Genomic DNA, 26,571 nt, shown 5'->3' with positions numbered 1-26,571 from the left:
TTGCCGGCCCGTGCATCGGTTCCGTCAAAGGTCGTCGACACCATTCATGGTTTCAGGCCGTGCGCTTGGGTCTGACACCGCTCTCGAAGGTCTGGTTGTCAGTACCGACAGTGTGTGCGCTTTCGCCTGTGACCCCGAGTTGGGGGAAAAGCAATTCCGCGACACTGAAGGCCTCTTCAAGATGCGGATATCCCGAGCCGATAATCGTGTCGATCCCGATTGCCTGGTATTCCCTGAGGCGGGCAGCGACATTCTCTGGGCTTCCGACGAGCGCAGTGCCGGCGCCGCCCCGCACCAGACCAAGACCGGCCCATAGGTTCGGGCCGACGACCAGCTTGTCACGGCGTCCGCCATGCAGCGCCGACATCCGCTTTTGCCCCACGGATTGCGAAACATTGAGGAACTCGTTCTGGGCTGCCGCGATCTGATCGTCTGTGATCCGGCTGATAAGGTCGTCCGCGGCAGCCCAGGCCTTTTCCTCGGTCTCACGTACGATCAGATGAACGCGCAGGCCGAAACGAATCCTGCGGCCCTGGGAAAGAGCGCGTGCCCGTACGCGGCCGAGCTTTTCTCCAAGCTGGTGTACGGGTTCTCCCCAGCTCAGATAGACATCCGCATGCCGCGCGGCAACGTCGATGCCAGCGTCTGAAGAGCCGCCGAACCAAATTGGTGGATGCGGCGACTGGACTGGAGGGAAGGAGAGGCCGCGGCCGTGGGAAGAAAGATATTTGCCTTCGAAATCCGCTGCTTCCCCAGAAAGTATCCGTCGCCAGATCGTGAGAAACTCGTCGGTCTGTTCGTAGCGTTCACCATGGCCGAGTTTGTTGCCGTCGCCCGCGAGATCCTTGGGATCGGCTCCAGTCACGACATTGAACAGCGCCCGTCCGTTGGAGATCCGGTCAAGCGCGGCAGCGTGACGTGCGAACATTGCAGGGGTCCCGCTCCCGGGGCGAAGCGCAACGAGAAAGCGAAGACGTTCCGTCAGCGGCACGAGCGCCGCTGACGTGATCCAGGCGTCTTCGCAGTACGGTCCCGTTGGCAGGAGCACGCCCTTGAAGCCCAAACGGTCCGCCGCCTGGGCGATGTCGCGCATATAGCCGAAGGTTGGTGGGCGATGACGTTCGTCGCTACCAAGGTAGGGTCCGTCACCGTGGGTCGGAAGATACCAGTATATGTCCAGTGGACCAGCAGATGCAGTCATGGTTTCAAACCTTAAATTAGAGTTTGCCCTTCCAGGGCGCGATACGATTTTCGAGAAAGCGCATCCCCGTGGCGAACGCGAAGGCGAAGATTGCGATGACGATGAGCCCGACAAAGACGACGTCTGTCGCAAGGAAGTTGGCAGCCGACATGATCATATAGCCGACGCCGGACTGCGCAGCGATGAGCTCCGCCGCCACCAGCGTTGACAGGGTCGCACCGATTGCAATGCGCACGCCGGTGAAGATCTCCGGAAGCGCCGAAGGAAAAATGATCGAGGTGAATACCTGATAAGATGTTGCGCCGAGCGATCGGGCAGCGTTGATGCGTTCCTGCGGTACCGAGCGGACGCCCGCCTGAGCCGCGAAACAAATGGGGGCGAACGCCGCCAGACTGAGCAGAACAATCTTCGACGCCTCACCGATTCCGAGCCATATAATCATGAGCGGCAGGTAAGCGAGCGGCGGAAGGCCCCAGTAGATATCGATGGGAACACCGAGGATGCCCTTGGCCCAACGGTTGAGGCCCATGAGCAGGCCAACCGGAATGCCGAGGCCGATCCCGAAAGCGAGGGCGACGCCTATGCGTCCAAGGCTGGCAAGGATGTGATCGAGGAGGGTTCCGTTCGCATAGCCTTCCGAAGCGATGGCGACGGCCTGCACAGCGACATCTGATGGTGAGGGCAGGAATAACGCTGAGGCGAAGTGATACTTCGTTGCGATGATCCACAAGGCCAGCAATCCGATCAGGGTCGCAAAACTGATCACGGCGGTCCCATGCGTCTTTTTAATGCGACGCGGCTGCTGCGTCGGTTGCCTCTTGACTTCCGATATGGCCACTGCGGGGTCAATCACTGCGCTCATCATGAGCTCCTCTCTGCATTCGCGGCGTAGTTATCAGGCCGCGTGTCGCTCGTTGTGGCTGGCGGGCGTATGGATGATCGAGCGTATTTCTTCACGCAGCGACACGAATCGGGGGTGGGCGAGGATGGGCCCTAGGTCACCGGTTGCTGCAAACGTCCGGACAAAATCGGCCTCGTAGCGAGCGACGATACGCCCCGGCCGTGGGGACATCACCAGAATATGGGTGCCGAGCGCCAGGGCTTCTTCGATCGAGTGCGTGATGAAGAAGACCTGCTTTCTCGTCTTGGCCCAGACCGTCGCCAGAAGCTGTTGCATGTTTTCCCTGGTGAGGCTGTCAAGCGCGCCGAAGGGCTCGTCCATCAGCAGTATCTTGGGGTCGGTGGCGAGTGCACGCGCTATGCCGACCCTCTGACGCATGCCGCCAGAGAGTTCATAAGGGGGCTTGGTCTCGAAATCCGACAGGCCGACTAGTTGCAGGAGTTCGCGCGCCTGACGATACCTTTCAAGCTTGGGCACTCCGCGGTAGCGCAAGCCAAGCGCGACATTGTCGAGGACATTCGACCAGGGCAGGAGCGTATCCTTCTGGAAGACGACACCGCGATCCCCGCCGGGCTTGTCGACGGGGAGCCCATCGATAAGAATCTGTCCCTCGGTCAGCGATTGAAAGCCGGCAATGGCATTGAGCAGGGTTGACTTTCCACATCCCGACGCACCGAGTGCGACAACGATGGAGTCAGGCGGAATGTCGAACGAAACCCGATCGAGCGCGTGGATTTCTGTTCCGTCAGCGGCTTCGAATTTTACGGTGGCGTTGCGGATTGAAAGCATTGTCGAGTTCCAATGAGGATGGCGGCCGGCAAGGGGCGGCCGCCAGGCGGTTGCAAGATTTCAGTTGGAAGCAAGTGCGGCCGCTGCAAACTGCGGGTCGACGAAGTCGCCGTAGCCGTCTTTGACCGCCGTTATCTTCTTCTGCTCCTTGAGGAATGCAGCCGTGTCCTTCAGCGTCTTGGCGACGCTCCCCTTGTCCCCGCCGCCAAGCCATGCATCGGTGACCTGCTGCTCCAGCGGAACAACCACGGTGGTGTTAAGCCAGCCAGCGTTTTCTTCGGGTGTGCCGCCCTGAAGCTTGGCGATCAGCTTGATATTGTCGGACGCCGGCCCCCAGGCATCAGGGTGGTTGGCAAAGTCGACATAATACTTGTCGATGAGACCGACATATTTGGCGAGGAAGTCGGGGTTCTTCTTCGAGAAGTCGCCGGTTACGACGAGCGAGCTGAACACGGGCGCGCCGCGCTTGGAGACTTCGCCAGACGTGATCAAGACTTTGCCATCCTTTTTCAGCTCGGAAAGCGCCGGATCCCAGACGAACGCGCCGTCGATGTCGCCACGCTTCCATGCGGCGACGATCTGTGGCTGAGGCATCGCAATGACCTGAGCATCATTTTCGGTCAGGCCTTCCTGCTTCAAATAGGCCAACAACTGATAGTGGTCGGTGGAGACCGGAGCTGCTGAAAACTTCTTGCCCTTGAGATCAGCCGCCGACTTGATCTCCGGCCGAACGACCAGGGCTTCGCTGTCGCCAGCACCCGCCGTAATGTAGATTCCCTTGACGTCGAGGTCCTTGCTGACCGACGCCGCATAGGGGCTGGAACCGACGTCGCCGATCTGGACGTCGCCCGAAGCGATCGCCGCAAAAATATCGGCGCCGGAGTTGAAGCGGCGGAACTCGATATCCCATCCGGTCCCCTTGGCAAGTTCGCCATTGGCAATGCCGACAAGATATGGAACCGCGCCGGTCTGATATGCGATGACGACTTTTTTCGTATCCTCTGCATGCGCCGAGGCGATAAGCGAAGCAATCAGACCGAAAGCTCCGAGAACTGTTTTGATGCGCACGGTTGTACCCTCTCTATTTACCCATCAGCCAAAGTGGCGAGGACCCGACGAAAGGTTTCCACAATGTCTACCAAGTTGGTAGACTATTCTTTTCAAGATTCGCGCGTTTCGTAAAACAGTCATGCTGCTGCGGGGGCGGCGCTCGTTGAAAACTGTTCGAGGATGAAGAAACCTCGACTTGGCGCGCCAGGTCGGTCTGGTAGGACTAAGGTCCGAACTGGTCGCGTATAGGTCTGTAGGACGTATAATTTCCTGATGGCCGGCGGTTTAGTTGCGGAAGAAGACGGGCCACCGTGGCTCGCCGGCCCTTCCCGCCAAGGCGGGCCGCGGCCTCCTTAGGGAGATTTGACCCATGAAAATCGCTCAATCCATTATGACCGGTGCCGGAGTGATCGCACTAAGCTTTCTCGGACTGACTGCCAGTACCAGCGCTTCCACTCAGTTCGATTCACATCTGACCAAATCCGGCACGACCAACATGATCCTGATGGCCCGCAGTGGCTCGGACAATAGTGGCCGGGGCAGCGATCATGATGGCGGTGGCGATGACCACGGCGGCCGCGGTGACAACGGCGGCGGCGATGATCACGGAGACCGGGGCAATGATGACGGAGGCCATCATGGTCGCGGGGCCGATGATCCCGCAGGCGACGATCATGGCGGTCGCGGTGAAGCCAGGCACGGACGCGGCGCTGACGATGCGCCAGGGGACGATCACGGCGTCCACCAAGGCGTCCACGATCAGAACGATGATCATGGCATCCACCGGGGTCTCCACGACCAGAATGACGATCATGGCATCCACAGGGGTCTTCACGACCAGAACGACGATCGTGGATTGCATCAACGCAGGAAAGTCAGCGATCAACGTGTTATGCTTACAGGTGAGGCCGGAATAGGCGTTTGTTGACAGTGGCTGACCGACGCTGGCGAAACACTGTGTCGTCGCGCCGTACGAAGCGGCGGCACAGAATCTGGTCGGACAGAGTCTTATGAGGTGAGTTTTGAATCGGGCAGGTATCCGTTCCATCGCGACAGATTGCAGAGCAGCCTCTGCAATCCGTGTCTCCTTGCTTGCCGTTGCCCTGTTGTCGGGGGTTATTGGCCCGACGAGCTATGCCTGGGGCGACAAGGGATCGGGGTCGAATTCCGGGTCAGGTGGGGATTCGGACAATTCAGGCTCCGGATCGAGCAATTCAGGCTCCGGCTCGAGCAATTCAGGCTCCGGATCGGGCGGTTCGCGAGGATCCAGTAGTTCGGGATCCGGTTCAGAGAGTTCGCGCGCAAACTCAAGTGACAGCGAATCGCATGCAACACCCTCCCGTTCCGCGGGGCAGGAACGCGTCTACCAGGGAGGATGGACCGAGCGCATCCGTAACGGCCGTTATGAAATCTTCGACCCACAGGGCCGTTCGGTCATCAACAGGAAGGCGATCCCTGCCGATGCGCTCCGCATCGACAAGAGCAGCTCCCGCTAGGCCGTTTCAGGATTGCCAACGCGCCTCGCGCAGCAACAAGGCAGCTTCGGTGCGATTGCGCACCTGCAGTTTCTGCAGAATGCTGGTCATGTGATGTTTGATGGTTTTTTCCTGCAGTCCAATTTCGCGTGCGACTTCCTTGTTGCTTTTGCCGTTGGAGACGAGCGTAAGGATTTGTTCCTCGCGCGGCGTAAGGGAGTGAATGGCATCGGAAATGTCCGAAACAGGCTGGCTCGGCGCTACCGCAGCGCCCGAACCGCGCATTTCCGTCAGGATGCGCGCCGCGAGCGCCGGTGAAACATAGCGTTCGCCGGCCACGACATTCTGGATGATTTCGCAAAGGCCTGCTGCCCGGACACCCTTCAGAACATAGCCGTGGGCCCCCCTCCGTAGTGCCTGCAACACATCCTCGTCGCTCTCCGAGACGGTGAGGATGACGACCTTCAACTCCGGGCTAGCTTCCAGAATAGTAAGGAGCGCACTCAGTCCGCCGCCCGGCATCGACAGGTCGAGAAGCGCTACGTCGGGTCGCAGCTCGTTGACCAGGCGGACGGCGTCATCGGCACTCGAACCTTCGCCCACAACTGTGAATCCCTGCTCGGAAAGACTGACTGCAACGCCTTGGCGAAAGAATGGATGATCGTCAACGATGATAATCCTGATGCTTGCCGTGGTCATGCGTCCCGCCCTCCCGGTAGATGCATTGTAACGATCGTGCCGTGCCCCGGCGATGAGTTGACGACGAATGTCCCACCCAAACCTGCAAATCGCTCCTCAAGTCCGGTCAGTCCGAGGCCCTTGTCTGCCTTGGCTGGATCAAAGCCCTTGCCTCGATCGGCTACAGTCGCGCTTAGCCCGTCATTTGACGATACGACGGTGACCTTCTGGCCTATCCCGTTCGCATGGCGAAACGCATTGTTGAGGCTTTCCTGGATAAATCGATATAGGCCGATCTTCTCGGCCTGGTTCAATTCCGGGAGGTTGTCACCGCACTGGAATTCAACGCTCGTTCTGGTTCTGCTTTCATGCGCCTTGATCACGCGCATACAAATCTCCCGTGTTTCTAGATCATCGAGTTCCGGCAGCATCAGTCCATGACAGATATTGCGAACCTCCTGCAGTGCTTCCTCGAGCGAAGTCGTGACTGTTTCGAGATCAGGACCCATCACCGATCCCTTTGTTGCAGTTTCGAGCCGCAGACAGGCGAAAGCGATGAGTTGGGCGGGACCGTCGTGCAGATCGGCAGAGATGCGGCGAAGATATCGCTCATTGAGCGCCGCGGTGCGGTGCGCGGCCTGCTCGGCCCGCAATCGAAGCGCCCGATTTGAATTCAGGAGACGATTGAGTTCGTCGAACCTGTCTCTCAAGATCGCGGCTTGCCGTGTGATCAGCTTGCTGCCGCGCGCCACGATCCCGAAAAGCACCCCGAGCATGGCAAGTGTGACCAGACCGACGACAATCCAGCTGCGCAGGCGGGCGCGGTTTAGATCGGCTTTCAGGTCCGTGGCGATCTCATAAAACTCCGCAACGCCGATCACCCTGCCGGACCATGGTTGCCGGATAGGGCTGTAGATTTCGAGGAGCGGAATTCCCTTGGCGCGTTCCGGCGCATTTTCAGCGCTGTCGAGTTTGTCGAACTCCGCCTGAACCGTGCCCGCGAAAGCTCCCTGCAAACGATCGCTGATTGGAAAACGGCGACCTACGATTTCAGGTTGATTGCTGAACACTACGCTCCCATCCGGCTTCCACACTTTGAAGGACACAATCTTGTCGCCAAGCACGCCCTGTCCAAGTGTCTCCGTCAATGCCAGGCGCGCACCTTCCCCAAGAGTGTCGGAGTCGGCCAGCTCCTGGGTGAGGGGGGCGATGATGCTATCGACATAGAGCGCGGTGGCGGATGCCGCATTGCGGGTAACGGACTCCTCAATGCGGGAGGTGACCCAGAAGGCAATGATGGCCATGCCTACAATCAACACGGCGCTCGCAGCGAGGATGAACTGACGGGCAAGCGTCATTCCACCGAATAATTCGGCCGTTTCAGCTGGCGGAGCGGATTTGGCGAATGTCGTCGTCAGCGGCTCGCTCCATTGTGTTTTGGATGTTCCAGTCCTGCCTATGCTGTTCCAGGCATTCAATGCCCTCCTCGGACAAGGCCATTCAAACTAAACACGCGGGCACGCCAGTTTATTCATCGCGGACCAAGCAGCGGATGGGGTTCTCCGTGGTCCTTGGCCGATTCTTTCACTAAGCCATCAATTATCGATCTCATGCTCAAAGCAGCCCGTGACGCGGGCACGTAGGTACGGACGACTGTAGTAATGCAGACTGAGCCAGGGCGTGGACCACTCGACGTAGTGGTTCACGCCCCGGTCCGGTCAGTAATCCCAGAATATGGGAACCCAGCGAAAGGCATCCCCCTCGACCGCCACATGGCCGATGGATGGGAACGGCAGGTGCGTTGCTACCAGCAGCTCGCCGGTCGCTGCCAGCTCCTTCAAAAGACGAACGCGTACGCGGGCCGCTTCCTCGGGGTCGTGTTCGAAGCCGTTGAACCAGTCAGGATGCTCGAAACCCACCGCGAACACTGCGTCGCCGGCGAACATCAACCGGTCGTTGCCGGAGGCGAGGCGCACCACGCTGTGCCCCGGGGTATGACCGCCGGTGCGGGTGGCGACCACTCCGGGCGCAACCTCGTACTCCTCCTTGAATGTCTGCAAATTGCTCTTGTACTCTTCAGCGAACCGCTTGGCCGCCGCACGAAGCGCATCCGGAAACCCCTCTGGCATGGAGACGTGGGAAAAATCCGGGTGTGTCCAGAACTTGACTTCGGCTTCCGCCACGTGGATCCGCAGGTCCTTACGCAACTGCTCCTTCACCCCGTCGACGAGAAACATGCCAATGTGGTCCATGTGCATGTGTGTCAGGATCACGTCGGTCACCGACGCAAGCTCGATGCCGGCGGCCTGCAGCCGATGGGCCAGCTGCCCGGCCCGCGGCAAGTTCAAGTTGGGGTCGTCCCCCAGCCCGGCGTCGATGAGGATGGTCTTGCCGCCACTACGCACCACAACCACGTTCAGCCCCCAGTCGAGCTTATCCGTCGGCAGGAAATTGTAGCTGAGCCAAGCGGCCCGGTCGGCAGCATCGGCGTTGTGGCCCAACATCTTGCCTGGCAACGGCAGTACACCATCGCTTACAATCATTACGTCAATCTCGCCGATCTTCAGTGCGTAGCGCGACGGGACCAGCTCGTCGGGCGCAGGTTTAACGGCGGGGTGTGAGGTCTGTAAGTTCATATCAGTTCTCCTGTTTCTTCGCCTGCTGACCGCCGTCTTGTGCACGGCATGGTTGACGTTATTTCGCGGCCTGTTTGCGGACAATTGGGGTCAGGGACAGACCGGGCCATACGGTCGTATAGGTCCGGCTACCAAGGCGGACCGGTGAACCAACGCAGCGGAAACGGGCTATAATGCCGCCAAAACGGCGTTTCGAGCAGCCTTTGGCGGCATCAGAAATGGGGTTGCCTTCAAGCGCACCATTCGGCGTGCGAGGGCATATGTTACACGCGCTGGTAAAGCTGATGGCCCTGCAGCATTGGGCAGCGATACCAAAGCATAGGTTCGCTCATCCATTAATCAGGAGGGTATGGCTGGCCGTATAATGGGTAGACGGGATCAAACCACGCACGATCGACCAACGACGGTCTGGGCCGCCGCCGCTTTAGAGGCGCTTCTCAAAGAAGGTGTCAGGGTAGGGGTCGTCATTGAAACGTGCGATCTCAGTCCAACCAGTCCTGCGATAAAGCTGCTGCGCTTCGGTCAGTGCACTATTCGTATCCAGACGCAGGACCTCTATGGATAGCTCACGAGCGCAATTTTCGGCGGCAGCCATAAGCCGTTTTGCCAGCCCAAGTCCGCGTGCCGATGGCGCGACCCAAAGCCTTTTGATCTCCGCAACGTCGCCGCCACTGCCCTTCAACCCGACACAGCCTATGGGCAGAGAATCCGATGTGGCTACCAGGAATACGCCGCGCGGGCGGATCATATCTGCGGCGTCCGGATCCCGCGACAGCGAAACGTCGAAACCCTTCTCGAAACGGCGCCCAAGCTCGGCGTAGTATTCGCCGAGACAATAGGTGGCGTCCGCGTGTCGCGGATCTTTCTCCTCGACCGCGATGTGGCTGCGCCTCAGCGCGGAAGCCACAATATCCATGGCGTGCAGAAGTTCCTCCGGCTGGGAATGGCGCGCCAGAAATGCCGTCGCCTGCGCATTGGAAAGCGCTTCGTATGCCTGAAACTCGGAGCGGCCGGTTTCGGTCAACCTGGCGATGCGCCGACGCGCATCCTGCGGATTGGATACAGTCTCAATGAGACCTTCTTCTTCAAGGCTGCGCAGCAGACGGCTCATGAGACCCGAGTCGAGATCGAGATCATCGCGGATAGCCGCAACATCCGATTGCCCTTGGCCGATCAAATTAAGCACGCGTGCCGCGCCAAGCGGACGGCCACGTCCGAGGAACGAGGTATCGAGAGCTCCGACTTCGGCGGTGACGGCACGGTTGAAGCGACGGACGCGAAAAACTGGGTCGTAAGGCATTTATCTGACTTAGGTCAGACAATTCGTTCTGTCAATACATGCCGCCTGCTGCCGCTACAAATCGCACTTCCGGTAAGTTACATATGTGTTCTCGCCGAAAGGATCGAACCGCTTAAGCTCCGACGGGTTGGGAATGTCGAACCCGACGGAAACGTTTTCAACGATCATCGACGTCTCACAGGATAGCTGGGCTGAAAGATGCGAGGACTTCTTTCGAATCTTCGTGACCGTACAGACCGCCATCGGCCCCGCAACCTTGTTGCCAGCGAAAAGGAGGCCGGTAGTGGTTGAAGCGATCCTATCCTTGAATTCGATTTTACTGCCGACCTTCTGAAAGATCTCTTCGCATTTGCTACCTTTCATCGCCCAGGCACCCTGGAGATCCTTTATTGTGGCCGCTTGCGCACCATATCCGGTCGCTGTGGCAAACAGCGTGACCAAAAGCGCTACTCGAACCCTGTACATGTTGCCCTCCGAACGCTGCCCTCTGTCTATCGTCCGTCAGCCTCACGATCGCTCGTGACTTTGCCGGCTAATTGCACGCGCCTAGCTATTTTCCTTTTTTCGATGCGTTGAACGTATCAATATATCCGCGTGCGACAGCACGAACGCCTCTACCGATATCGTCATAGACATCATCGGAAAGATTGGCGAAGGAGACGCGGACGCTCCAGTTCGGCGCATCGAAACCACCGCCATTGAGAAGCACGATCGAATGGTCTTCCGCCAGGCGATAGACGAGGTCGAGCGGATGGACATGCTTTTTCAGCCACTTTACCATGTCGTCGCCGACATATCTGCGCAGCCAGAATTCGAAGTCGATCGTGCCGTAATAGTAGGCAAAGTTCGGATTAGGCTGGACATCAAGCGGCAGGCCTTCAAGAAGACTATCGACGCGGCTGTGACAGATATCCATGCACGCCTTCTGGTAAAGCTTTTCGGTGTCCATCAATTCGCTGAGCGAAAACATGGTCATCATCACCTGTTGCGGCAGGGACAGCCCTGCGGTGTGATTGAGAGCGACGTCGCGACTATCAGCAACTATTCGGTCAATCATCTTGAGCTTGCGGGGCTCGAGCGTGATCGAGATGTAGCGCTTGTCGACGGCCTCCAGTTCCTTTTGCGGCAGCTTCTTTGTCATCTCGTCCAGGATGTTCTTCTCATGGATGGCGATAAGGCCAAGCCGCCAGCCGGTGCAACCAAAGTATTTCGAGAACGAGTAGACGCCGATGGTATTTTCCGGCAGCTCGGCGATCAATGAGCGGAAGCCCGGCACGAAGGTGCCATAGACATCGTCGGTCAGCAGCAGCAAGTCGGGCCGCTTCTTCTTGACGAGATCCACGATCTTCTTGAGCGTAGGCGCATCGATCGCCATAGAAGTGGGGTTACCGGGGTTGACGACGAAGAAGGCCTTTATCTTCGGATCCTCGAGTTTCTTTATCTCCTCGTCCGAGTATTGGAAGCGATGCTCTTGCGTTGCCTTGATGTGGACGGCCTTGAACGCATAGTCTTCAAGTTCCGCGATTTCGATGTAAGGCGTGAATATGGGCGTCCCCAGCGCGATCGTATCGCCCTTCTTCAGAATGCGGTTGGCGATCAATGACTTGAAGATGTAACACATCGCGGCAGTGCCGCCCTCCACCGCGTAGAGGTCGAATTTGCCGGGTGGAACCTTGTCGCCGCACATTGCCCACATGAGGTAGCGGTGCGCCACCTGTTCGGCATGGACCAGCATGCGATCAGGCACAGGGTAATTATCGCCAATGATCGAATCCGTTAGCTCGAAGACAAAGGCGTCCGCGTCAAATCCGAAAGCCGTGACGGCATGTTCAACCATCTTCGTCAGGAAGTCTGCGCCCGGCATATCGGCATGCTTCTCGATCCAGGCCTTGAAGCGCTCGGCAATGTCCTTCTGCTGCGGCATGCCGGCAACGCCAGCGGTGGGATTGTCCATCGTACGGCGGCATTCGGACAAGGCGAACTGGCCGAACAGGAAGAACCCCTCGCGAGGCCTGGTCGCAATCCAGTTCGGATTGCCGCGGCCTGCATTGAGCAGCACCTTTGCCGATTTCTGTGAACTGCGTTTGGCGAGCTTGATCAAGCCGTCCTTTATTTCAAACGGGCTCATCTTCTCGTAGTCGCGGTAATCGATGACTGTCATAGGGTCTTCCTCCCCGGTAATACAAAGTAGCCACGGCAGTTTTGGAAAAATCATTCCGGCTTTCACTTCGGCGAGCAGAATCGGGAAGCTGGTAAGCCATAGTGCAACTCTTCAAAGTACTTGAAGGCGTCACAGTTGAGACTAGCAAACACAATAGGTTTGCAGCACGTACCATACAGTATGATACAGGATACTACTTTTTCCCTGGGCTCAGCAGTGTAAAGCTCGTGTGATTGACCTGTTCTGGCTGACAACGATGGCCCGTTCCAAATTGTTGGATGGCGGGGCGTTTCTTTAAGCTTTCTGGGAGGGGCATGATGATTGACTGGTTCGTTAATGTGCTGCGTAGCTATCCCGAAATCGCCATCTTCCTGTCTCTTGCGCTCGGTTACTATTTCGGGTCCTTCACCTATAAGGGCCTTGGACTAGGCGCGGTTACGGCCACCCTCATTGCCGCCGTCCTCATAGGGCAGCTCGGCATCACCATCTCGCCGCCGTTGAAGGCAACATTTTTCCTGATGTTTCTGTTCGCCATTGGCTACGGCGTTGGCCCACAATTCGTGAGGGGCATCGCCAAAGACGGGATTCCTCAGGCTCTGTTTGCGGTCGTTGTCTGCCTGTTCTGTCTGGTGACCGCTTATTTTGGCGCAATTCTCGCGGGCTATGACGTCGGCTCCGCTGTCGGCCTCTACGCGGGTTCGCAGACTATTTCGGCTTCCATGGGGCTTGCCACCGATGCAATCAATCGCCTGGCGCTGCCGCCCGACCAGACGAAGGCCTTGCTTGATGCAATGCCCGTTGCTTATGCCGTTACTTATATCTTCGGCACCGTAGGCTCAGCTATTGTGCTCGCGCTTCTCGGACCCGCCTTGCTGGGGATCGATCTTGAGGCGGAGTGCAAGCGCTACGAGCAGGAACAAGGCGGCGGCGACAAGGAAATCGGCGGCGCGGGCACGGCCTGGCACCACTACGAATTGCGTGCCTACCGCGTGCGCGAAGGCGGCCCAATCATCGGCAAGACGGCGCAGGAAGCCGAAGCACTCCTTCCGGAGCAACGGGTTTTCATCGAGCGCATACGCCGCGGCGGCAAGCTCTTGGACGCCACCGCCGACACTGTGATCCAGGCGGGCGACATCGTCGCCGTCGCCGGGCGCCGCGAAGTCCTCGTAAACGTCATTGGCCACACCGCCGAAGAAATCGACGATCCGCAGCTTTTGGCGGTTCCGGCTGAAGGTGTTGACGTATTTGTGACCAATAAGGAGGTCGATGGAAAGACCCTGGCTGAACTCGCAAAAATGCCGTCGGCGCGTGGTGTGTTTCTGCGAAAGATAACGCGGGGCGCCACCGCAATATCGATTCCAATCCTGCCGAACACCCAAATCAACCGCGGCGATATCGTCACAATCGTGGGGCGGACCCAGGATACCACAGCAGCGACCAAGGCTCTCGGAGTACCCGACCGGCAGACCGACATCGCCGATGTCGCTTTCATAGGCGGGGCTATCGCTATCGGTGCGCTCGTTGGCGCCTTTGTCTTCAAGATCGGCAGCGTTCCGCTCACTCTGTCGACGTCAGGCGGTGCGCTGATTTCAGGGCTCTTCTTCGGCTGGCTGCGCTCGGTACATCCAACGTTTGGCCGCATTCCCTCATCGACCGTCTGGTTCATGAATTCTGTCGGCCTCAATATTTTCATCGCGGTGGTCGGAATTTCTTCCGGGCCGGGCTTTGTCGCGGGGTTGAAGCAGCTCGGTTTCAGCCTCTTCCTCTGGGGCATTGTCGTGACCACCATTCCGCTCGTCCTCGCCATGTATGTCGGGAAATACGTGTTCCGGTTCCATCCCGCCATCCTCTTGGGGTGCTGTTCAGGCGCTCGCACGACCACCGCTTCCCTTGGCATGATCAACGACCGGGCAAAGAGCACGATCCCTGGCCTCGGCTATACGGTTACCTATGCGGTGGGGAATACGCTGCTGACCATCTGGGGCATGGTGCTGGTGATGTTGCTGGCCTGACCAGGGTGATCCGGGACGTCGGATTGGCCCAGCCCCATCTTGTTGGTGATTTCTATTGATCTCATCAATCCCGTGAGTTCGACCGGAACCGGGGAATGCCGAGAGACGCTGTATATGTAAACACGGGAGGAGAACCGTGATGTTGCTCCACGCGAATAAAGTCGCCCTCGTAATCCTCGCGGGATTTGTGCTGTCTGCGGGCCCATGGATGGGCAGCGCATCCGCACAATCCCCGAACACGACGGCAGCTACCCCTGCAGCCGAGGAACAAACATTGTTGACGGAGGACGAGCTCGAAACGCTCGTTGCCCGCATTGCCCTCTACCCCGACGACCTTGTGGCACTGGTGTTGTCCGCCAGCATTAACCCGTTGCAGATCGTGCAGGCCGCCCGATTCATGGATCAAGTAAAAAGCAAACCTGACCTCAAGCCTGATCCAGCCCTGGACGGCAGCATCATTGCTCTGCTCAACTATCCCACTGTCCTGACGATGATGAATGACGATCTCCAATGGACCCAACAGCTTGGCCGTGCGATTACCGACCAGCAGAAGGACGTCCTGGTCGCGATACAGCAGTTGCGCGACCAGGCGGTGGCAGACGGGACGATCAAATCGGACAGCAAGGTGGTCGTCGAAACGAAGAACGACAATGTCATTATTCGCCCCGCGCAAAAGGAAGTCACTTATGTTCCGACCTATGACCCGGGGATCCTGACAAACCCGGCTTACGTTGCGACGGAGCCAATCGTCTACGGCGACCCGTATCCGTCATACTACTACCCCTATGCGCCCTATTGGCCCGGCTTCGTGACCGGTGCAGTTTTTGGCGCAGCGGTTGATTGGGACAACTGGGACTCCTGGGGTGGGGACGATATCGATATCGACATCGACAACATCAACCGCGACGATTTCCACTTTGACAGGAACAACATCGGCAACATCAACTTCGATCGAGACAAATTCAAGTTCGATCGCGATTCAGTCGCCAGCAATATTCGGCAGAACAAGGCAAACCGCGTTGATCTGAAAAACAATCTGCAGGCCAAAAACGCCCCTGGCAACCTTGCAGGAGCACGGGCGAAAGTTCAAAGCAGCGATATTCGGCGCGACGTGCAGCAGGGCCTTAAACAAAAAGCGGGCGGCATGTCCGGAGAAAAGTTACAGGGTCAGATCGCCAAACGCGATGCGGGGCAAAAGGCGATAGCCAACCGTCCCAACAAGGGCCAGGCCGCCAATCTTGACCGACCGCGCAAAGCGGCGGGCCAGATCAAGAACACCAATCGTCCGACCAAAAAGGCGGCGGGCCGTATCGACAACCGTCCGCGGCAGCCAAGCGCGCTCGGCAATTATGGACCCGGCCGTGACACGCGCATCGCGTCGCAGCGCGGCAACATCAGTCGCAACGTCGGCGGTGGCGCAAGAATGGGACACGGCGGTGGAGGACCACGTATATCCCACGGCGGCGGCGGCCGAGGTGGTGGTGGCGGCGGCCGAGGAGGGGGTGGACGAGGCGGCGGCGGTCGCCGTTGATGCAACAGTTTGAAGGGAATTCCAAATGTTCCGCACAACCATGGAAATGCTTATTACCGCCGCCGTCCTCGCAACGCTGTCCGCGCCTGCATCATTCGCGGCGGAGGCATCGCTCCAGCGCTTCGTTGGCTCCGATTCCCAGATTTTCAAGGAGCCCAACGAAGCAGTGGACGCGCTCAGGAAGGAACTTGAGGCAAAGGACATCACCGCTTTGGCAAAGTTACTCGGACTGAACGAAGAACAAGCTGGAAAGTCCGAAGACATCGGCGATCGGCTCTCGGAACTGCAGCAGGCGGCCAAGGAACGAACTACGTTGCAAGACCGCAACGACGGCTCGAAGGAAGTGGTCCTCGGCAACCGGGTCTGGCCATTCCCGTTTCCACTGGTGAAGCACGATGCCGGCTGGCAGTTCGATACCGTAGCCGGCCTTGAGGAAGTGCTCGCGCGCCGCATAGGCGAGAATGAGTTGCAGGCGATCCAGACCTGCCGCGACGAACTCGTAGCACAGGCTGCTTACGCGGAAGAAGATCACGATGGTGATGGCGTTCTGGAGTTCGCGCAGAAGCTTATCAGCCAAAAGGACGCGCACGATGGCCTCTATTGGACGTCTGATGGCGGCGAAGAAAGTCCGGCGGGACGTTTTGCGGATCCCGCCAAGGTTCAGGGTGCGGCGGCATCGGACCACGGATATTTCGGCTATCGCTATCGGATCCTCAAGTCGCAAGGCAGCAATATTGCCGGTGGCAAATACGATTTCGTCATCAACGGCAATATGATTGCCGGGCACGCCTTGATCGCCTGGCCGGCAATCTATGGCGAGACCGGGGTGATGACGTTCGCCGTCAGTCAGCACGGCACTGTCTACCAAAAAGACCTTGGGGCCGGAACCGCGAAACTGGTGAAGGATATCAATTCCTTCAACCCGGACAAGACATGGGAGGCAGTTCCAGAGTAGCGACAACGAGCAAAAAGCGACCTCAGAACCTCTAATCCCTCGCCACGATATTGCCCGCGACATGGGTCGGTCCCATGTCACGGGTATAAGACAATCGGCCCCCTCCCGTCAGGAACCCGGTTTCCGGCTATTTCTGGGCGGCCTGACAAGCCCGCAACGCCTTGAACGCGTCATCGGTGCCAGTGAGATTTACCACCACGGTTTTGCGTCCTTTCGCGGTGATCGTCAACGCCTTCTTCTTGGCGAGATCGTAGATGAAATCGAGGTTGTCGAACGGAACATAAGCGCCGTCATATCCTTGCATCTGCTGTCCCTTGGCTACGCCCGTGTATTTCTGACCATCGACATCGAAAACGACATCAAGCTTTTCACCCGCGGTAATTTTTGTGGGTGTCTTGGTATAAAGCGCGAGAAAGCCGCGGGGGGCCGCGGTCGCATCGATACCGATCTGCGCCTGTGTTTCACCGTCGGGATTATCCCGCATGATAAGACAACCAGGTCCCATGGTGTCGTCGACATATATGTCCCAGCCCGCCGCCGAACCATATTTTGTGACGGCGGCCTCACATGGAACGGCGAGGACAGCGACTGCTAGGGTAGTCCAAGCGAATAAATGCATGATCTTCTCCTGTGCTCTGTTTTGATTTAAAATTATGCGAAACTGAAATCCACTGAATGCGATAGTCATGGCTTCCCGGCTGTGGCTGCTGCTACAAGCGCTTGCACGCTGACCGCCGCAATAAGCCCGGTCAGGACGATTCCACAAAAACCAATTCCGACAGCCAGCAAGCGCGATGAAGTGTGGGTCGGCGCGAGATCACCATAGCCTATTGTCAGCCCGGTAACGAAGGTGAAGTAGAGCGTGTCCATGGCCTGCCAATCTTCTATTCTGCCAATTACGAGCCCAAACCCCACCATCAACAAAAGAATTCCGGACAGGATTGGCCAAACAACGCCGAGCTGGCGAAAGAACTCTCTGAAGAAAATGCGCCGTGTTTCCCTGGATTTCGCGCTCATTGCCTGACCGATGACCTACATGCACCCTTTGTTGAGGAAATACTTCTCGACGCCTTCGAGAGCGCTCCCCGAATATTCCTTGGGATCCACGTCTGCGATCAAATCCGGGAATGCGAGGCTTGAGTTGGGGTGGTCGATATATTCTTGAAGGACCGTGCAGTGCTTGTTGTCGTGGACAATACGAAGCGCAACCGCTTCAAGAAATCCTACACAATATCCATGGTCCAAGGGGTCCTTCACATTGCCGCACATCGCTTGAAGTTTTGTGAAGGATGGCGCCTCTGCGAGGGCGGACACGCTGAGGCAGGAGATTGCCAATGCCAACGAGATCTGGCGCATGGCAATCGCTGATTTCAACACACAGGCGTTCGTGGCTGTCATTGTTGCTTATCTCCCGGAGCGCGGGCAAATTTCGTCCACCGCGTGCACGATCGCACCCACCGCGCTCGTTTGTTCAGGATGAGTTTGGATGAAGCTGATGACTGTCCCATAGAGCTGTTGGGACATGAATTTGCCGTCGACCAGACACTTGCGAATTTCCTGACGGCGCACCGAGACATCGTCATCGCATGCGACGGCAATCTGATATTCGATCGCACCAAAAATGTAGCCTGAGGCGAATCCCTTATCGGCTTTCAAGAGTTCGGCTGCACTCATTGCGTTGACCGGCGACACAGAAAGCAAGACCAGCAAAAGCGCTAACTTCATGTTTCGGCTTCCTTTTGAGTAACTTGCTGCTCAGCTGCCTAGATCGGAGCCCCAATTTAAGAAGAAGCCGACGTCGCCGGGCATTCCATTGGGGAAACTGATGATCATTGCCTTGAGCCTGAACCCTTGCGGCTTACCGAATTTCTGGTAGCGATCGTAAAATTCCTTCGCCTTTCCCTGAAGGGTCTCGGGCCAGCTCTTGTCGCCACTGTTGATCGCACGACCGCTGTCCGAACAAAGGTCCGAGGAGAAGGTATAGACCATGGCTTCGAATTTGCCGTTTTCGACCGCAGCCGCCACGGCGCGGCGTACAGCGAGAATGTCCGCCTCGCCGACATGGTTCTTGAGAAAGTCTTCGGCGAAATCGGCGATCTTCTGTTCTTGGACGGACTTGGCTTTCGCCTGCTTTTTTGCCTCCTCCGACTCCCGCTTCTTAACTTCCTGGCGAAGCTCCGTCGCACTCGGAGGCATCGCGTTCACATCAAGTTCTTTTTTGTCAGACATCTCTTTTCCTCCACTTCGTCGAGAATATGAGGCCAGCACCTCGTCGCTTAGAGAATCCTCGGAACCACGTTCAACGTCATCTCGGGGTCGATGTAGTCGCCGGGTCGCTTTTGGCGTTTGCCAAGATCGGGTTCGTCAAACTTGACCCTTTCATAAGGGATCGATTTGAGGATGTGGGAAATGCAATTTATACGCGCGCGCTCCTTGTCGTCGGATGGCACGATCCACCACGGCGCGTGTTGGCTGTCCGTCATCTTGAGCATTTCGTCATAAGCGCGCGTATAGTCCCACCACCGCTGATAGGATGTTATGTCCATCGGACTGAGCTTCCATTGCCGCAATGGATCGTCAATGCGACGACGGAAGCGGCGGTCTTGCTCCTCCTCGCTGACTGTCAGGAAATACTTCAGCAGAATGATGCCGCTCTCGACGATGGCTGCTTCAAAACGGGGAGCCAGCTCAAGAAAGCGGCGGGCCTTTTTTTCACTGCAAAAGCCCATTACGCGATCGACGCCTGCCCGGTTGTACCAGCTACGGTCGAAGATCACGATCTCCCCGGCAGCGGGCAGGTATCCGATGTAGCGCTGCATGAAGATCTGGGATTTTTCCCGATCACTTGGCGCTGGCAGGGCGATGACACGAAAAACCCGCGGGCTCACGCGCTCGGTAATCCGTTTGATCATGCCCCCCTTGCCGGCTGCATCGCGCCCCTCGAACAGGATGACGACACGGGCCCCAGATTTCTTTACCCACGCCTGCAGGTGAGCAAGCTCGATCTGAAGCTTCCTCATCTCCTTGTTGTAGCGGTCCTTGAAACCCTTCTTGTCGTCAACTTCCGTGGCAGCAGATTTGTGATTGTCCTTACTCATCTTTTCACCTCCGAAACGTGGATCGGCAATGCCGATGACAACAATCCTTCTTGGGCGCGAGGCTGCCCTGCTTCAGTCTGAAAAGCAGCGACAGCGTCTTCCAAATCATCGAAGACATATTGCGTGCCGATACGCTCGATCACGCCGCTGCGTTCGAGTATTTCCCTCACCTCGGTGTGGACCTCCGCAAGGCACAGCCTGATGTTCCTGGCAGCAAGTTCCTCCCTGACTTCATCGAGCATGGCAGCAGCCGTGCTGTCGACCTGGACGATTGCGCTGGCGTCTATGACGAACCAGCGGCATCCCGGCGCCAATTTGCGAACCGTGGTCTTGATGCGCTCCGCAACGTAATCGGCGTTGACGAAGAGCAGGCTACCCTGGACTACGTAGAGCACGAGACCTTGTATCGGCACGGCCTCGGGCGAGCGATGCAGCTTATAAAGTCCGTCGCGGCCAGGAATGCGGCCGAGCTGCGCGTCGCGGGGGTACATCGACTTGCGTAACAAATAGACCAGGGTCGCGGCGATAGCTATGACCACCCCATTGAGCACGCCAAAGCTTATCGCGCCCCACATCGTAATCATGGCGAACACGAATTCGGGCCGGCTGATTTGCCAGATGCGTTTCAGCTCGCCGATATCGATCAGGCCGATGGCCGCTGATACGAGGATCGCTCCAAGCGCTGGCAATGGCAAAATTCGCAATGCCTCTCCGAGGAAGAGCAGTGTGGCGATCAAGGTAGCTGCCGAGACGAGCCCGACAATTTGCGATCTGCCGCCCGCCGCGAACGCGATCGCCGTCCGTGAGTCCGACATGCTGATCGGAAATGCGCCGAAGAGACCGGCAGCAATATTGCCGGCCGAGAGCCCAATCAGTTCACCATTGGCGTCGACCGCTTCACCCGAGCGCGCCGCGAAACTGCGCGCCGTAATAATACCCGCGCCAAAGCTCACAAGAAAAACCGCGGCAGCACCGAGCAACATCTTGTCCAATGGCAGCCCACGAAACGAGGGAATAGAAAACGATGGGAGCCCGAGGGGAATGTCTCCCACCACCTTCACGCCCATTTCGCGAAATCCAAAAAGCGCCGAGAGGACCATGGCAAGGACGACGACAAGGACTGGCCCGGGAATGGGGAGCCGTAATCTGTTTGCCGCTTGCAGGAGAACGAACATGCTGGCACCGAGCAGCAGGGACGGCCAATGGATTTCGGTGCTTTTGCCGATCAGTTCGAGTACTGGCGCGACAAGCCCTTCGGATTGTATTTTCACTCCCGTCAGCCGGCCGATCTGACCGACGACTATGGATATCGCGATGCCGGCGAAAAAGCCGACCAGAATGGGGCGGGACAGAAACGTCGCAACGACCCCGAGCCGCAACAGCCGGGCTGCCAGGCAGACGCCCCCTACCGCGAGCCCCAATGCCGAAGCTATGGTTACACGGTCAACCGCTGCGTCCGCCGGCATCGACGCTGTGATTGACGCGATGGCGGCGCCGAGCACCGTCATCGTAGCCGCATCGGGCCCGAGTACGAGCCTTTGAGACGGCCCCAATAGTGCATAGGCGATGGGTGCAGCGATACTGGCGTAAATACCTGTTTCCGGGGGCAGGCCGACAATTGCCGGATAAGCTATAGCGCTGGGCAATCCAACGGCGGCAACCGCAAGACCCGCACCGATGTCGCGTCCCAGCCAATTGGCCCGATAGCCCGCCAGGCTCTTAAAAACAGGCCAGGGGTGCGTTGCCGCGGCCATTTTAATCGATATTGTGAATGGCGATGATCCCATCCATCGGGGTCAAGGCCATGAACAAGAGCACACCCAACGCGGAGTAATCGAGAAACACGGCTACCTCCCTCGAGCGGGCGCTGTGCCCGTTTCATGTGGTTAGAGTGTAGACCGATGCGAACGCCAATACGTGTAGCATCGTGTAATATACGGCGCCCGCTTACAGAGCGGGCAGCAAAGCGGCTAGTTTCCCGGGATCGTAAGGCCCGCTTTTCTCAGTCCATCGATAAAGATCAACTGGTCTTCCGGTCGAAGGATGCGCGTGGCGACGACATTCCTGATATCCGGGAGAAAAGCCGGAGCATTTTGTTCAAGCCACTTCCGTTCGATGTCGGCTTCCTCGCGCTTGCCGAGTTTTCCGAGGATCGCCATGCGTATGATATGAAAGATGGGATTGGGGCCAAGGTCCGACAATTGCGACCATTGTTCGGCCGCAACATAGTCGCCCGCCATGTATGAGCAGACGGCAAGCGCTGCTTCGAAATATCCGGACGGTCCCGGATTGCGCGAAACCGCCGAGGCGATCAGCTTGCAACCTTCGTCCCATTTTCCCGATAATGCGAGGCGAAACCCATACTCGCCCGATAGTTCCGTGTCGTTGGGGTTGATCGCGTAGGCGCGCGCGCCGATCTGCAGTGACTCCTGGACTTGACCCCGGAAGAAGTACGTCAGCATCTCCGCCTGCAGACCGCGTACGTTTTGCGGATCGAGTTCGGTGGCCCGCTTTGCAGCCGAGGCCGCAAGCTCCAGCGACGGGGCAGTGAGCGAGTCCAGGCGGTATCGAAAGCGGACCTCATCGAGATAGGTCAATGAAAGAAGTGCCCAGGCAGTTGCATAGCCCGGATAACGCTCGACGGCCCGCTTCAAGCAATTCTGCACCGAAGCGTGGGTTTGCGGAATAAGGTTTGCGCGGTAGCGATAATAGGCCAAAGTGCAGGTATAGGCCTCGATATTATTTGGCGGTGATTGTGCGAGCTGAGCCGAATCCTTCTGAAAGAGAATGCCGTAAGGTTGCGCCAGCGCGGTGGCCACGGAGCGAGCTATGTCGCCTTGAAGTTGGACCAGACCCTCGGCTTTTAGGTCGTTCTCGTAGTTGCCGGTCCAAACAATGGAACTGTCGGCGCGATTCATGAGCCGCGTGCTCAACCGAAGCTTCTCCCCCTCGATGCGGACACGCCCTTGCAGCGCAAAGCTTGGCCGCGTGTCGTTGATCCTAAACAACGTGCTGGAAGGGTCGGATGAGTGTCCTGCCACGACGACGACTTCCTTGAATTTCGCAAGCTGACTGATGACTTCATCAGTCAAATCCTGCGCAATATTTGCAGAGCGCTGTGTCCCCGAAAGGTCCTCGATTGGTTCGACCAGAACTTTCTGTATGTCGGGTCCAGCCTGCCTGTTATTATTTCCGCCCGTAAGGTCCAGCGGGTCCAGGCGAAACAGATAGCCGCCAGCAAACATGACTGAGCCAATGACAATAGCGGTCAAGACCAGTACTGACCATTTGCCAGGAGACGCGCGCTCCAAGAGGCGGCCGAGGTTTTTTCCATGAATCGGCTTAAAATAGCTCTCGGGCGCCGTTACCGGATCCTTGCGCGAGAAGTTGGGAATGTAGCCGCCCTTCGGCATGGTGATAACGACTGGATCGTCGTTGCCGGCAACGAGATAATAATGTTCGAGGCCGCGCCTGATGAGACCCGCCTGGATTCGGACCACGGGGTCCAATTGCGCGTCAAACGATGAATCGCGCCCAAAGACTTCCATGGCGATCGAGTAGGCCTTGATCCGGTTGCCGCGACCCGCAATTGCCTCTTCAACAACATAGGTCAGGAATCTGCGGGCGCGCTCAGGCACATCAAATTCGGCACTTGATCGAATGCGATCAAGTTGCGCAAGGACATCGGCATCCGTCGGCAGAGCTTGCTTGTCTACCGGCACGCCGTCTGCGGCAACGCTCACCCCTTGTTTCCCCGAACAAGCAACCGTCTTCCACGGCTGTATGGTACAGTATCTTACGCCTCTAACTGAAGTTATTCCAATACTATGGGACGACAAACGAGAGCAGTCAGCGGAGGCACCGATGACGCCGCGATCCTGGAACACGGAGCGGGAAGATGGATTGGCTGCGGCTCTTCGCAGATTTCCGGAATCCGCATTTCGTATTCGACAACTCATGCTGGGAAACGAAGCATTTGAGGAGCTATGCTCCGACCTCGCGGCAGCCGAACGCGCGCTTGAAAATTCTCAATACCTGCCTGTTCATATTCGTGAGAAACGGCGCGACGAATTCGCGGAGATGGCCGACAGTCTCGCGAAGGAGATCGCTGAAGCGCTCGGGTCCAAGGGCTATCCTTAAGGCTGGTCCCGACCGAAATTCAACGGACTGAACCACAACGTACCGGACTTGCAAAATTGGCTATAGAGATCGAACGCAAATACCTCGTCAAGGACAAACGCTGGAGGAAATATGCCTCCAACGGTTCAACTTTGCGCCAGGCCTATCTGCTGGCAGCCGCACAGCGATCGGTGCGGGTTCGGACCATCGATGACTTACGTGCGACACTCACGGTAAAGGTTCGTCTCGGCCCACTTCGACGCGAAGAATTCCAATATGAGATCCCCTACGCGGACGCTCTCCAGATATTTCGCCACTGCATCGGCGTCGTTGTTGAGAAGACCCGTTATGAACTCGTCGATGCAGGCCAGCGTTGGGAAATTGATGTATACCACGGCATCCACCAGGGACTGACGGTCGCAGAAGTCGAGTTGCAAAGCGAAAGCGACCTGTTTCCGCGTCCTGTTTGGTTGGGCATCGAGATAACAGGCGAGTACAGGTACTCAAACCAGGTCCTGGCGATGGCAAGGCTGGCTCCGGGCCAAAGCGGACGGGAGACGATCAGCTGATGGGAACTGCTCCTTCGACCGGTGTTCGAAACCAGGATATTACCCGCGTGACACTCGCGGTCCTCTTTATTGGCGGCCTGCTTGTCAGCTCGATCTGGATCATGCTGCCATTTCTTGCGGCAATCATCTGGGCCTTGACCCTGGTCATCGCCACGTGGCCGCTGATGATCTGGGTGCAGCGTCACACGGGCAACCGCCGCGGCGTTGCCGTGTTCGTCATGACCGTCGTCCTTCTCCTTGTCCTTATCGTGCCGTTCCTGCTGGCAATCAGTCTCATCATGGACAACATGGATCGCATCACGGACAACATCCAGACCGCGCTTGCGCTCAAATTACCCGAGCCGCCAATCTGGCTTAATGAAATTCCGCTGGTCGGAGAGCGGCTGCACGACAGCTGGGAACGGCTTGGGCGCCTTGGCGTGAATGAACTCGGGCCAAGGCTCCAGCCCTACGCCGGCTCCTTTGCGCACTGGTTCGCGGCGGCAGCGGGAAGTCTTGGCGGCATGGTCCTCGAGTTTCTTTTGACGACCGCGATAGCCGCCATCATGTACGCAAAGGGTGAGCAGGGCGCCGCGACAGCGGTCCGGTTCGGGCATCGGCTTGGAGGTGACCGGGGCGAAATGGCGGTACGTCTCGCTGGCCGGGCCATCCGCGGCGTTGCTCTCGGCGTGGTCGTCACGGCAGTCGCGCAGACCGCCGTAAGCGCGATCGGGCTTCTCGTCGTCGGCATACCATTGGCTGGCGTATTGACGGCCCTGGTCTTTGTCCTTTGCCTGATGCAGATCGGCCCTGCCTTGGTGTTGGCGCCCGCCGTTTTCTGGATGTACTACAGCGGCGACACCCTCTGGGCGACAGTCCTTTTGCTGTTTGCCATCATCGCCGGGACAATGGACGGGTTCCTGCGGCCCTTCTTGATCCGAAAGGGCGCGGACCTGCCGCTGTTGCTGATCTTCGCAGGCGTCATCGGTGGCCTGATCTCATTCGGAATTCTCGGAATATTCGTGGGACCGACCCTGCTTGCGGTTGCCTACACGCTCCTGGACGCGTGGATGGCAGAGGATGAGAGAATCGCAGCGGTATCCATCCAGAACGAAGCCCATGGCCCGCCGAAAATCCTGGATGATGTCATCTGAAAAGCCGTCGCAGCGATCCGACAGTCGTGAACGAGGCATTGCCTCCAAAATCGGACGTCTTTTGGCTGAGTCGGTCGACCGATCCTTTGGAACACACATGTGGCTTGGGCGTTTCAGTCTGACAAACAACGAGAAATTGTCATGGACTGGGAATCGATTTCGGCGAAATCGTCCAGTGCCTTTAGGAGATGGGATGAAACAGATTTATTTTGTAGCGGTTTATGATCAGGGTGAAGCTGGAGAATTGTTTCGATCCGGCGAACCGCAACGGTTCGACGGTGAGGAAGAAGCGCAGACGGCTGCCGATGATTTGGCGTCAAAGCATGCAGGCGTCATTGCCTGGAGCCAGGACGTGAAGCAAGGGGACGAGTACGGCCCTCCCATGGTTTTCTACACTGCCGGCGAAACCGTCGACATGAAGTGACTGTTCAGGCTTCGGCTGTGTGACAAACCGCTTCGATGTTGTGCCCGTCCGGACCAATGACAAAAGCAGCATAATAGTTCGCGTGGTAGTGCGGGCGAAGACCGGGCGCACCATTGTCTTTGCCGCCGGCCTCGAGAGCGGCGCGATAGAAAGCTTCGACCTGCTTTCGACTCTCAGCCGTAAATGCCAGGTGAAGATGTGCTGGCTTCTCATCCGATTGGTACAGGCAAAGCGATGCCTTGCCGTTTGAGCTCATTTCGACGCCATATGTCGGCGGCCCCTCCGAAACAACCGCTACGCCGAGCGGTTCGAGCGCCTTGAGGAAGAATACCTTGCTTGCCGAATAGTCGGTAACGCCAAATTTGACGTGGTCGAACATGAATGCTCCGCGAAGTTCTGGGTGTTCCGACTGATATCGGCCAGGGTTGCTGATTTTCCCGCAAGGGTTGGGTTCGCACCCTACACCTCAAAAAGCCGGATTGAGGAGTGCTGCGGGTCGATATTCGAAGAAACTGTGCGGCGAATTGCTTCCGATGTTT

General features: G+C 57.8%; 28 protein-coding genes. 8 read left to right on the top strand and 20 right to left on the bottom strand.

Annotated features, from left to right (window positions below; genetic code table 11):
* Positions 1-52: 52 nt before the first annotated feature.
* From ssuD to AC1DNI_RS18550, 5 genes are all read right to left on the bottom strand, one after another.
* Positions 53-1,201, bottom strand: a complete 1,149-nt coding sequence (gene ssuD, locus AC1DNI_RS18570) for an FMNH2-dependent alkanesulfonate monooxygenase (RefSeq protein WP_477692922.1) — start codon at positions 1,199-1,201, stop codon at positions 53-55.
* 16 nt (positions 1,202-1,217) lie between these two features.
* Positions 1,218-2,063, bottom strand: coding sequence for an ABC transporter permease subunit (locus tag AC1DNI_RS18565; RefSeq protein ID WP_477692921.1), 846 nt, complete (start codon positions 2,061-2,063; stop codon positions 1,218-1,220).
* 33 nt (positions 2,064-2,096) lie between these two features.
* Positions 2,097-2,891 carry a taurine ABC transporter ATP-binding protein gene (locus tag AC1DNI_RS18560; RefSeq protein WP_477692920.1) on the bottom strand — a complete coding sequence of 265 codons (795 nt, stop codon included), beginning with the start codon at positions 2,889-2,891 and terminating at the stop codon, positions 2,097-2,099.
* Positions 2,892-2,951: 60 nt separating this feature from the next.
* Complete coding sequence (locus tag AC1DNI_RS18555; RefSeq protein WP_051615203.1) at positions 2,952-3,959, bottom strand: taurine ABC transporter substrate-binding protein; 1,008 nt, start codon at positions 3,957-3,959, stop codon at positions 2,952-2,954.
* Between the two features lie 448 nt (positions 3,960-4,407).
* Positions 4,408-4,827: a hypothetical protein gene (locus tag AC1DNI_RS18550; RefSeq protein WP_477692919.1), complete on the bottom strand. Its 420-nt coding sequence runs from the start codon at positions 4,825-4,827 to the stop codon at positions 4,408-4,410.
* Positions 4,828-4,963: 136 nt separating this feature from the next.
* Here AC1DNI_RS18550 and AC1DNI_RS18545 point away from each other — a divergent pair, with 136 nt between their 5' ends.
* Positions 4,964-5,437 carry a hypothetical protein gene (locus AC1DNI_RS18545; RefSeq protein WP_477692918.1) on the top strand — a complete coding sequence of 158 codons (474 nt, stop codon included), beginning with the start codon at positions 4,964-4,966 and terminating at the stop codon, positions 5,435-5,437.
* 6 nt (positions 5,438-5,443) lie between these two features.
* Here the strand turns inward: AC1DNI_RS18545 and AC1DNI_RS18540 are convergent, their stop codons facing one another.
* The 6 genes from AC1DNI_RS18540 to AC1DNI_RS18515 form a co-directional block, all read right to left on the bottom strand.
* On the bottom strand, positions 5,444-6,115 hold the full coding sequence (locus tag AC1DNI_RS18540) for a response regulator (protein ID WP_477692917.1): 672 nt from the start codon (positions 6,113-6,115) through the stop codon (positions 5,444-5,446).
* The gene (locus AC1DNI_RS18535; protein WP_477692916.1) at positions 6,112-7,572 is read right to left on the bottom strand and encodes a sensor histidine kinase; all 1,461 of its coding nucleotides are present in this window, start codon (positions 7,570-7,572) and stop codon (positions 6,112-6,114) included. Before AC1DNI_RS18535 ends, AC1DNI_RS18540 begins: the two co-directional genes overlap by 4 nt.
* A gap of 240 nt (positions 7,573-7,812) precedes the next feature.
* Positions 7,813-8,730 (bottom strand): MBL fold metallo-hydrolase, encoded by a 918-nt coding sequence (locus AC1DNI_RS18530; protein ID WP_477692915.1) that lies wholly within the window; start codon positions 8,728-8,730, stop codon positions 7,813-7,815.
* A gap of 424 nt (positions 8,731-9,154) precedes the next feature.
* The gene (locus tag AC1DNI_RS18525) at positions 9,155-10,030 is read right to left on the bottom strand and encodes a bifunctional helix-turn-helix transcriptional regulator/GNAT family N-acetyltransferase (RefSeq protein WP_477692914.1); all 876 of its coding nucleotides are present in this window, start codon (positions 10,028-10,030) and stop codon (positions 9,155-9,157) included.
* Between the two features lie 54 nt (positions 10,031-10,084).
* Positions 10,085-10,471, bottom strand: a complete 387-nt coding sequence (locus AC1DNI_RS18520) for a hypothetical protein (RefSeq protein ID WP_477692913.1) — start codon at positions 10,469-10,471, stop codon at positions 10,085-10,087.
* 109 nt (positions 10,472-10,580) lie between these two features.
* Positions 10,581-12,191, bottom strand: a complete 1,611-nt coding sequence (locus tag AC1DNI_RS18515) for a bifunctional aspartate transaminase/aspartate 4-decarboxylase (RefSeq protein ID WP_477692912.1) — start codon at positions 12,189-12,191, stop codon at positions 10,581-10,583.
* Between the two features lie 317 nt (positions 12,192-12,508).
* On the opposite strand from AC1DNI_RS18515, the gene aspT reads away from it, so the two are divergent.
* The 3 genes from aspT (at position 12,509) to AC1DNI_RS18500 (ending at position 16,689) form a co-directional block, all read left to right on the top strand.
* The gene (gene aspT / locus AC1DNI_RS18510; RefSeq protein WP_477692911.1) at positions 12,509-14,203 is read left to right on the top strand and encodes an aspartate-alanine antiporter; all 1,695 of its coding nucleotides are present in this window, start codon (positions 12,509-12,511) and stop codon (positions 14,201-14,203) included.
* 139 nt (positions 14,204-14,342) lie between these two features.
* A complete protein-coding gene (locus tag AC1DNI_RS18505; protein ID WP_477692910.1) occupies positions 14,343-15,734 on the top strand; it encodes a DUF3300 domain-containing protein in 1,392 nt (463 codons plus the stop codon).
* Between the two features lie 25 nt (positions 15,735-15,759).
* Entirely contained in the window at positions 15,760-16,689 is a 930-nt protein-coding gene (locus AC1DNI_RS18500; RefSeq protein ID WP_477692909.1) for a DUF2950 family protein, read from the top strand.
* A 127-nt stretch (positions 16,690-16,816) separates the two neighbouring features.
* Here AC1DNI_RS18500 and AC1DNI_RS18495 read toward each other — a convergent pair whose 3' ends face one another.
* The 8 genes from AC1DNI_RS18495 to AC1DNI_RS18460 form a co-directional block, all read right to left on the bottom strand.
* On the bottom strand, positions 16,817-17,308 hold the full coding sequence (locus AC1DNI_RS18495; RefSeq protein WP_027232734.1) for a hypothetical protein: 492 nt from the start codon (positions 17,306-17,308) through the stop codon (positions 16,817-16,819).
* A 65-nt stretch (positions 17,309-17,373) separates the two neighbouring features.
* On the bottom strand, positions 17,374-17,706 hold the full coding sequence (locus AC1DNI_RS18490) for a potassium channel family protein (protein ID WP_477692908.1): 333 nt from the start codon (positions 17,704-17,706) through the stop codon (positions 17,374-17,376).
* 15 nt (positions 17,707-17,721) lie between these two features.
* Positions 17,722-18,087 (bottom strand): hypothetical protein, encoded by a 366-nt coding sequence (locus AC1DNI_RS18485; protein WP_477692907.1) that lies wholly within the window; start codon positions 18,085-18,087, stop codon positions 17,722-17,724.
* 6 nt (positions 18,088-18,093) lie between these two features.
* Positions 18,094-18,414: a hypothetical protein gene (locus AC1DNI_RS18480; protein WP_027232737.1), complete on the bottom strand. Its 321-nt coding sequence runs from the start codon at positions 18,412-18,414 to the stop codon at positions 18,094-18,096.
* Positions 18,415-18,444: 30 nt separating this feature from the next.
* A complete protein-coding gene (locus AC1DNI_RS18475) occupies positions 18,445-18,918 on the bottom strand; it encodes a histidine kinase (RefSeq protein WP_477692906.1) in 474 nt (157 codons plus the stop codon).
* Positions 18,919-18,965: 47 nt separating this feature from the next.
* Positions 18,966-19,787, bottom strand: a complete 822-nt coding sequence (gene ppk2 / locus AC1DNI_RS18470; protein ID WP_027232739.1) for a polyphosphate kinase 2 — start codon at positions 19,785-19,787, stop codon at positions 18,966-18,968.
* Positions 19,784-21,541: a SulP family inorganic anion transporter gene (locus AC1DNI_RS18465; RefSeq protein WP_477692905.1), complete on the bottom strand. Its 1,758-nt coding sequence runs from the start codon at positions 21,539-21,541 to the stop codon at positions 19,784-19,786. Before AC1DNI_RS18465 ends, ppk2 begins: the two co-directional genes overlap by 4 nt.
* A gap of 216 nt (positions 21,542-21,757) precedes the next feature.
* Positions 21,758-23,530, bottom strand: coding sequence for a hypothetical protein (locus AC1DNI_RS18460; RefSeq protein ID WP_477692904.1), 1,773 nt, complete (start codon positions 23,528-23,530; stop codon positions 21,758-21,760).
* A 121-nt stretch (positions 23,531-23,651) separates the two neighbouring features.
* On the opposite strand from AC1DNI_RS18460, the gene AC1DNI_RS18455 reads away from it, so the two are divergent.
* The 4 genes from AC1DNI_RS18455 to AC1DNI_RS18440 all read left to right on the top strand — a co-directional run bounded on the left by AC1DNI_RS18455 (position 23,652) and on the right by AC1DNI_RS18440 (position 26,032).
* Positions 23,652-23,927, top strand: coding sequence for a hypothetical protein (locus tag AC1DNI_RS18455; protein ID WP_477692903.1), 276 nt, complete (start codon positions 23,652-23,654; stop codon positions 23,925-23,927).
* A gap of 56 nt (positions 23,928-23,983) precedes the next feature.
* Positions 23,984-24,475, top strand: a complete 492-nt coding sequence (locus AC1DNI_RS18450; RefSeq protein WP_477692902.1) for a CYTH domain-containing protein — start codon at positions 23,984-23,986, stop codon at positions 24,473-24,475.
* Positions 24,475-25,608, top strand: coding sequence for an AI-2E family transporter YdiK (gene ydiK / locus AC1DNI_RS18445; RefSeq protein WP_477692901.1), 1,134 nt, complete (start codon positions 24,475-24,477; stop codon positions 25,606-25,608). Before AC1DNI_RS18450 ends, ydiK begins: the two co-directional genes overlap by 1 nt.
* A 193-nt stretch (positions 25,609-25,801) precedes the next feature.
* Complete coding sequence (locus AC1DNI_RS18440) at positions 25,802-26,032, top strand: hypothetical protein (RefSeq protein WP_477692900.1); 231 nt, start codon at positions 25,802-25,804, stop codon at positions 26,030-26,032.
* Between the two features lie 4 nt (positions 26,033-26,036).
* Here AC1DNI_RS18440 and AC1DNI_RS18435 read toward each other — a convergent pair whose 3' ends face one another.
* Positions 26,037-26,411 (bottom strand): VOC family protein, encoded by a 375-nt coding sequence (locus AC1DNI_RS18435; RefSeq protein WP_477692899.1) that lies wholly within the window; start codon positions 26,409-26,411, stop codon positions 26,037-26,039.
* Positions 26,412-26,571: the final 160 nt, after the last annotated feature.

The organism is Phyllobacterium sp. 01N428 (assembly GCF_056399405.1).
This window is presented reverse-complemented; position numbering and strand designations above follow the sequence as displayed.

Excerpts from the sequence above, each read along its gene's own strand:
- AC1DNI_RS18565 (WP_477692921.1), bottom strand. The coding sequence starts at position 2,063 with ATGAGCGCAGTGATTGACCCCGCAGTGGCCATATCGGAAGTCAAGAGG.
- ssuD (WP_477692922.1), bottom strand. The coding sequence starts at position 1,201 with ATGACTGCATCTGCTGGTCCACTGGACATATACTGGTATCTTCCGACC.
- AC1DNI_RS18475 (WP_477692906.1), bottom strand. The coding sequence starts at position 18,918 with ATGTCTGACAAAAAAGAACTTGATGTGAACGCGATGCCTCCGAGTGCG.
- ppk2 (WP_027232739.1), bottom strand. The coding sequence starts at position 19,787 with ATGAGTAAGGACAATCACAAATCTGCTGCCACGGAAGTTGACGACAAG.
- AC1DNI_RS18455 (WP_477692903.1), top strand. The coding sequence starts at position 23,652 with ATGACGCCGCGATCCTGGAACACGGAGCGGGAAGATGGATTGGCTGCG.
- AC1DNI_RS18500 (WP_477692909.1), top strand. The coding sequence starts at position 15,760 with ATGTTCCGCACAACCATGGAAATGCTTATTACCGCCGCCGTCCTCGCA.
- AC1DNI_RS18465 (WP_477692905.1), bottom strand. The coding sequence starts at position 21,541 with ATGGCCGCGGCAACGCACCCCTGGCCTGTTTTTAAGAGCCTGGCGGGC.
- AC1DNI_RS18505 (WP_477692910.1), top strand. The coding sequence starts at position 14,343 with ATGTTGCTCCACGCGAATAAAGTCGCCCTCGTAATCCTCGCGGGATTT.
- AC1DNI_RS18540 (WP_477692917.1), bottom strand. The coding sequence starts at position 6,115 with ATGACCACGGCAAGCATCAGGATTATCATCGTTGACGATCATCCATTC.
- AC1DNI_RS18525 (WP_477692914.1), bottom strand. The coding sequence starts at position 10,030 with ATGCCTTACGACCCAGTTTTTCGCGTCCGTCGCTTCAACCGTGCCGTC.
- AC1DNI_RS18495 (WP_027232734.1), bottom strand. The coding sequence starts at position 17,308 with ATGCATTTATTCGCTTGGACTACCCTAGCAGTCGCTGTCCTCGCCGTT.
- AC1DNI_RS18435 (WP_477692899.1), bottom strand. The coding sequence starts at position 26,411 with ATGTTCGACCACGTCAAATTTGGCGTTACCGACTATTCGGCAAGCAAG.
- AC1DNI_RS18560 (WP_477692920.1), bottom strand. The coding sequence starts at position 2,891 with ATGCTTTCAATCCGCAACGCCACCGTAAAATTCGAAGCCGCTGACGGA.
- AC1DNI_RS18530 (WP_477692915.1), bottom strand. The coding sequence starts at position 8,730 with ATGAACTTACAGACCTCACACCCCGCCGTTAAACCTGCGCCCGACGAG.
- AC1DNI_RS18515 (WP_477692912.1), bottom strand. The coding sequence starts at position 12,191 with ATGACAGTCATCGATTACCGCGACTACGAGAAGATGAGCCCGTTTGAA.
- AC1DNI_RS18480 (WP_027232737.1), bottom strand. The coding sequence starts at position 18,414 with ATGAAGTTAGCGCTTTTGCTGGTCTTGCTTTCTGTGTCGCCGGTCAAC.
- AC1DNI_RS18485 (WP_477692907.1), bottom strand. The coding sequence starts at position 18,087 with ATGACAGCCACGAACGCCTGTGTGTTGAAATCAGCGATTGCCATGCGC.
- AC1DNI_RS18490 (WP_477692908.1), bottom strand. The coding sequence starts at position 17,706 with ATGAGCGCGAAATCCAGGGAAACACGGCGCATTTTCTTCAGAGAGTTC.
- AC1DNI_RS18440 (WP_477692900.1), top strand. The coding sequence starts at position 25,802 with ATGAAACAGATTTATTTTGTAGCGGTTTATGATCAGGGTGAAGCTGGA.
- ydiK (WP_477692901.1), top strand. The coding sequence starts at position 24,475 with ATGGGAACTGCTCCTTCGACCGGTGTTCGAAACCAGGATATTACCCGC.
- aspT (WP_477692911.1), top strand. The coding sequence starts at position 12,509 with ATGATTGACTGGTTCGTTAATGTGCTGCGTAGCTATCCCGAAATCGCC.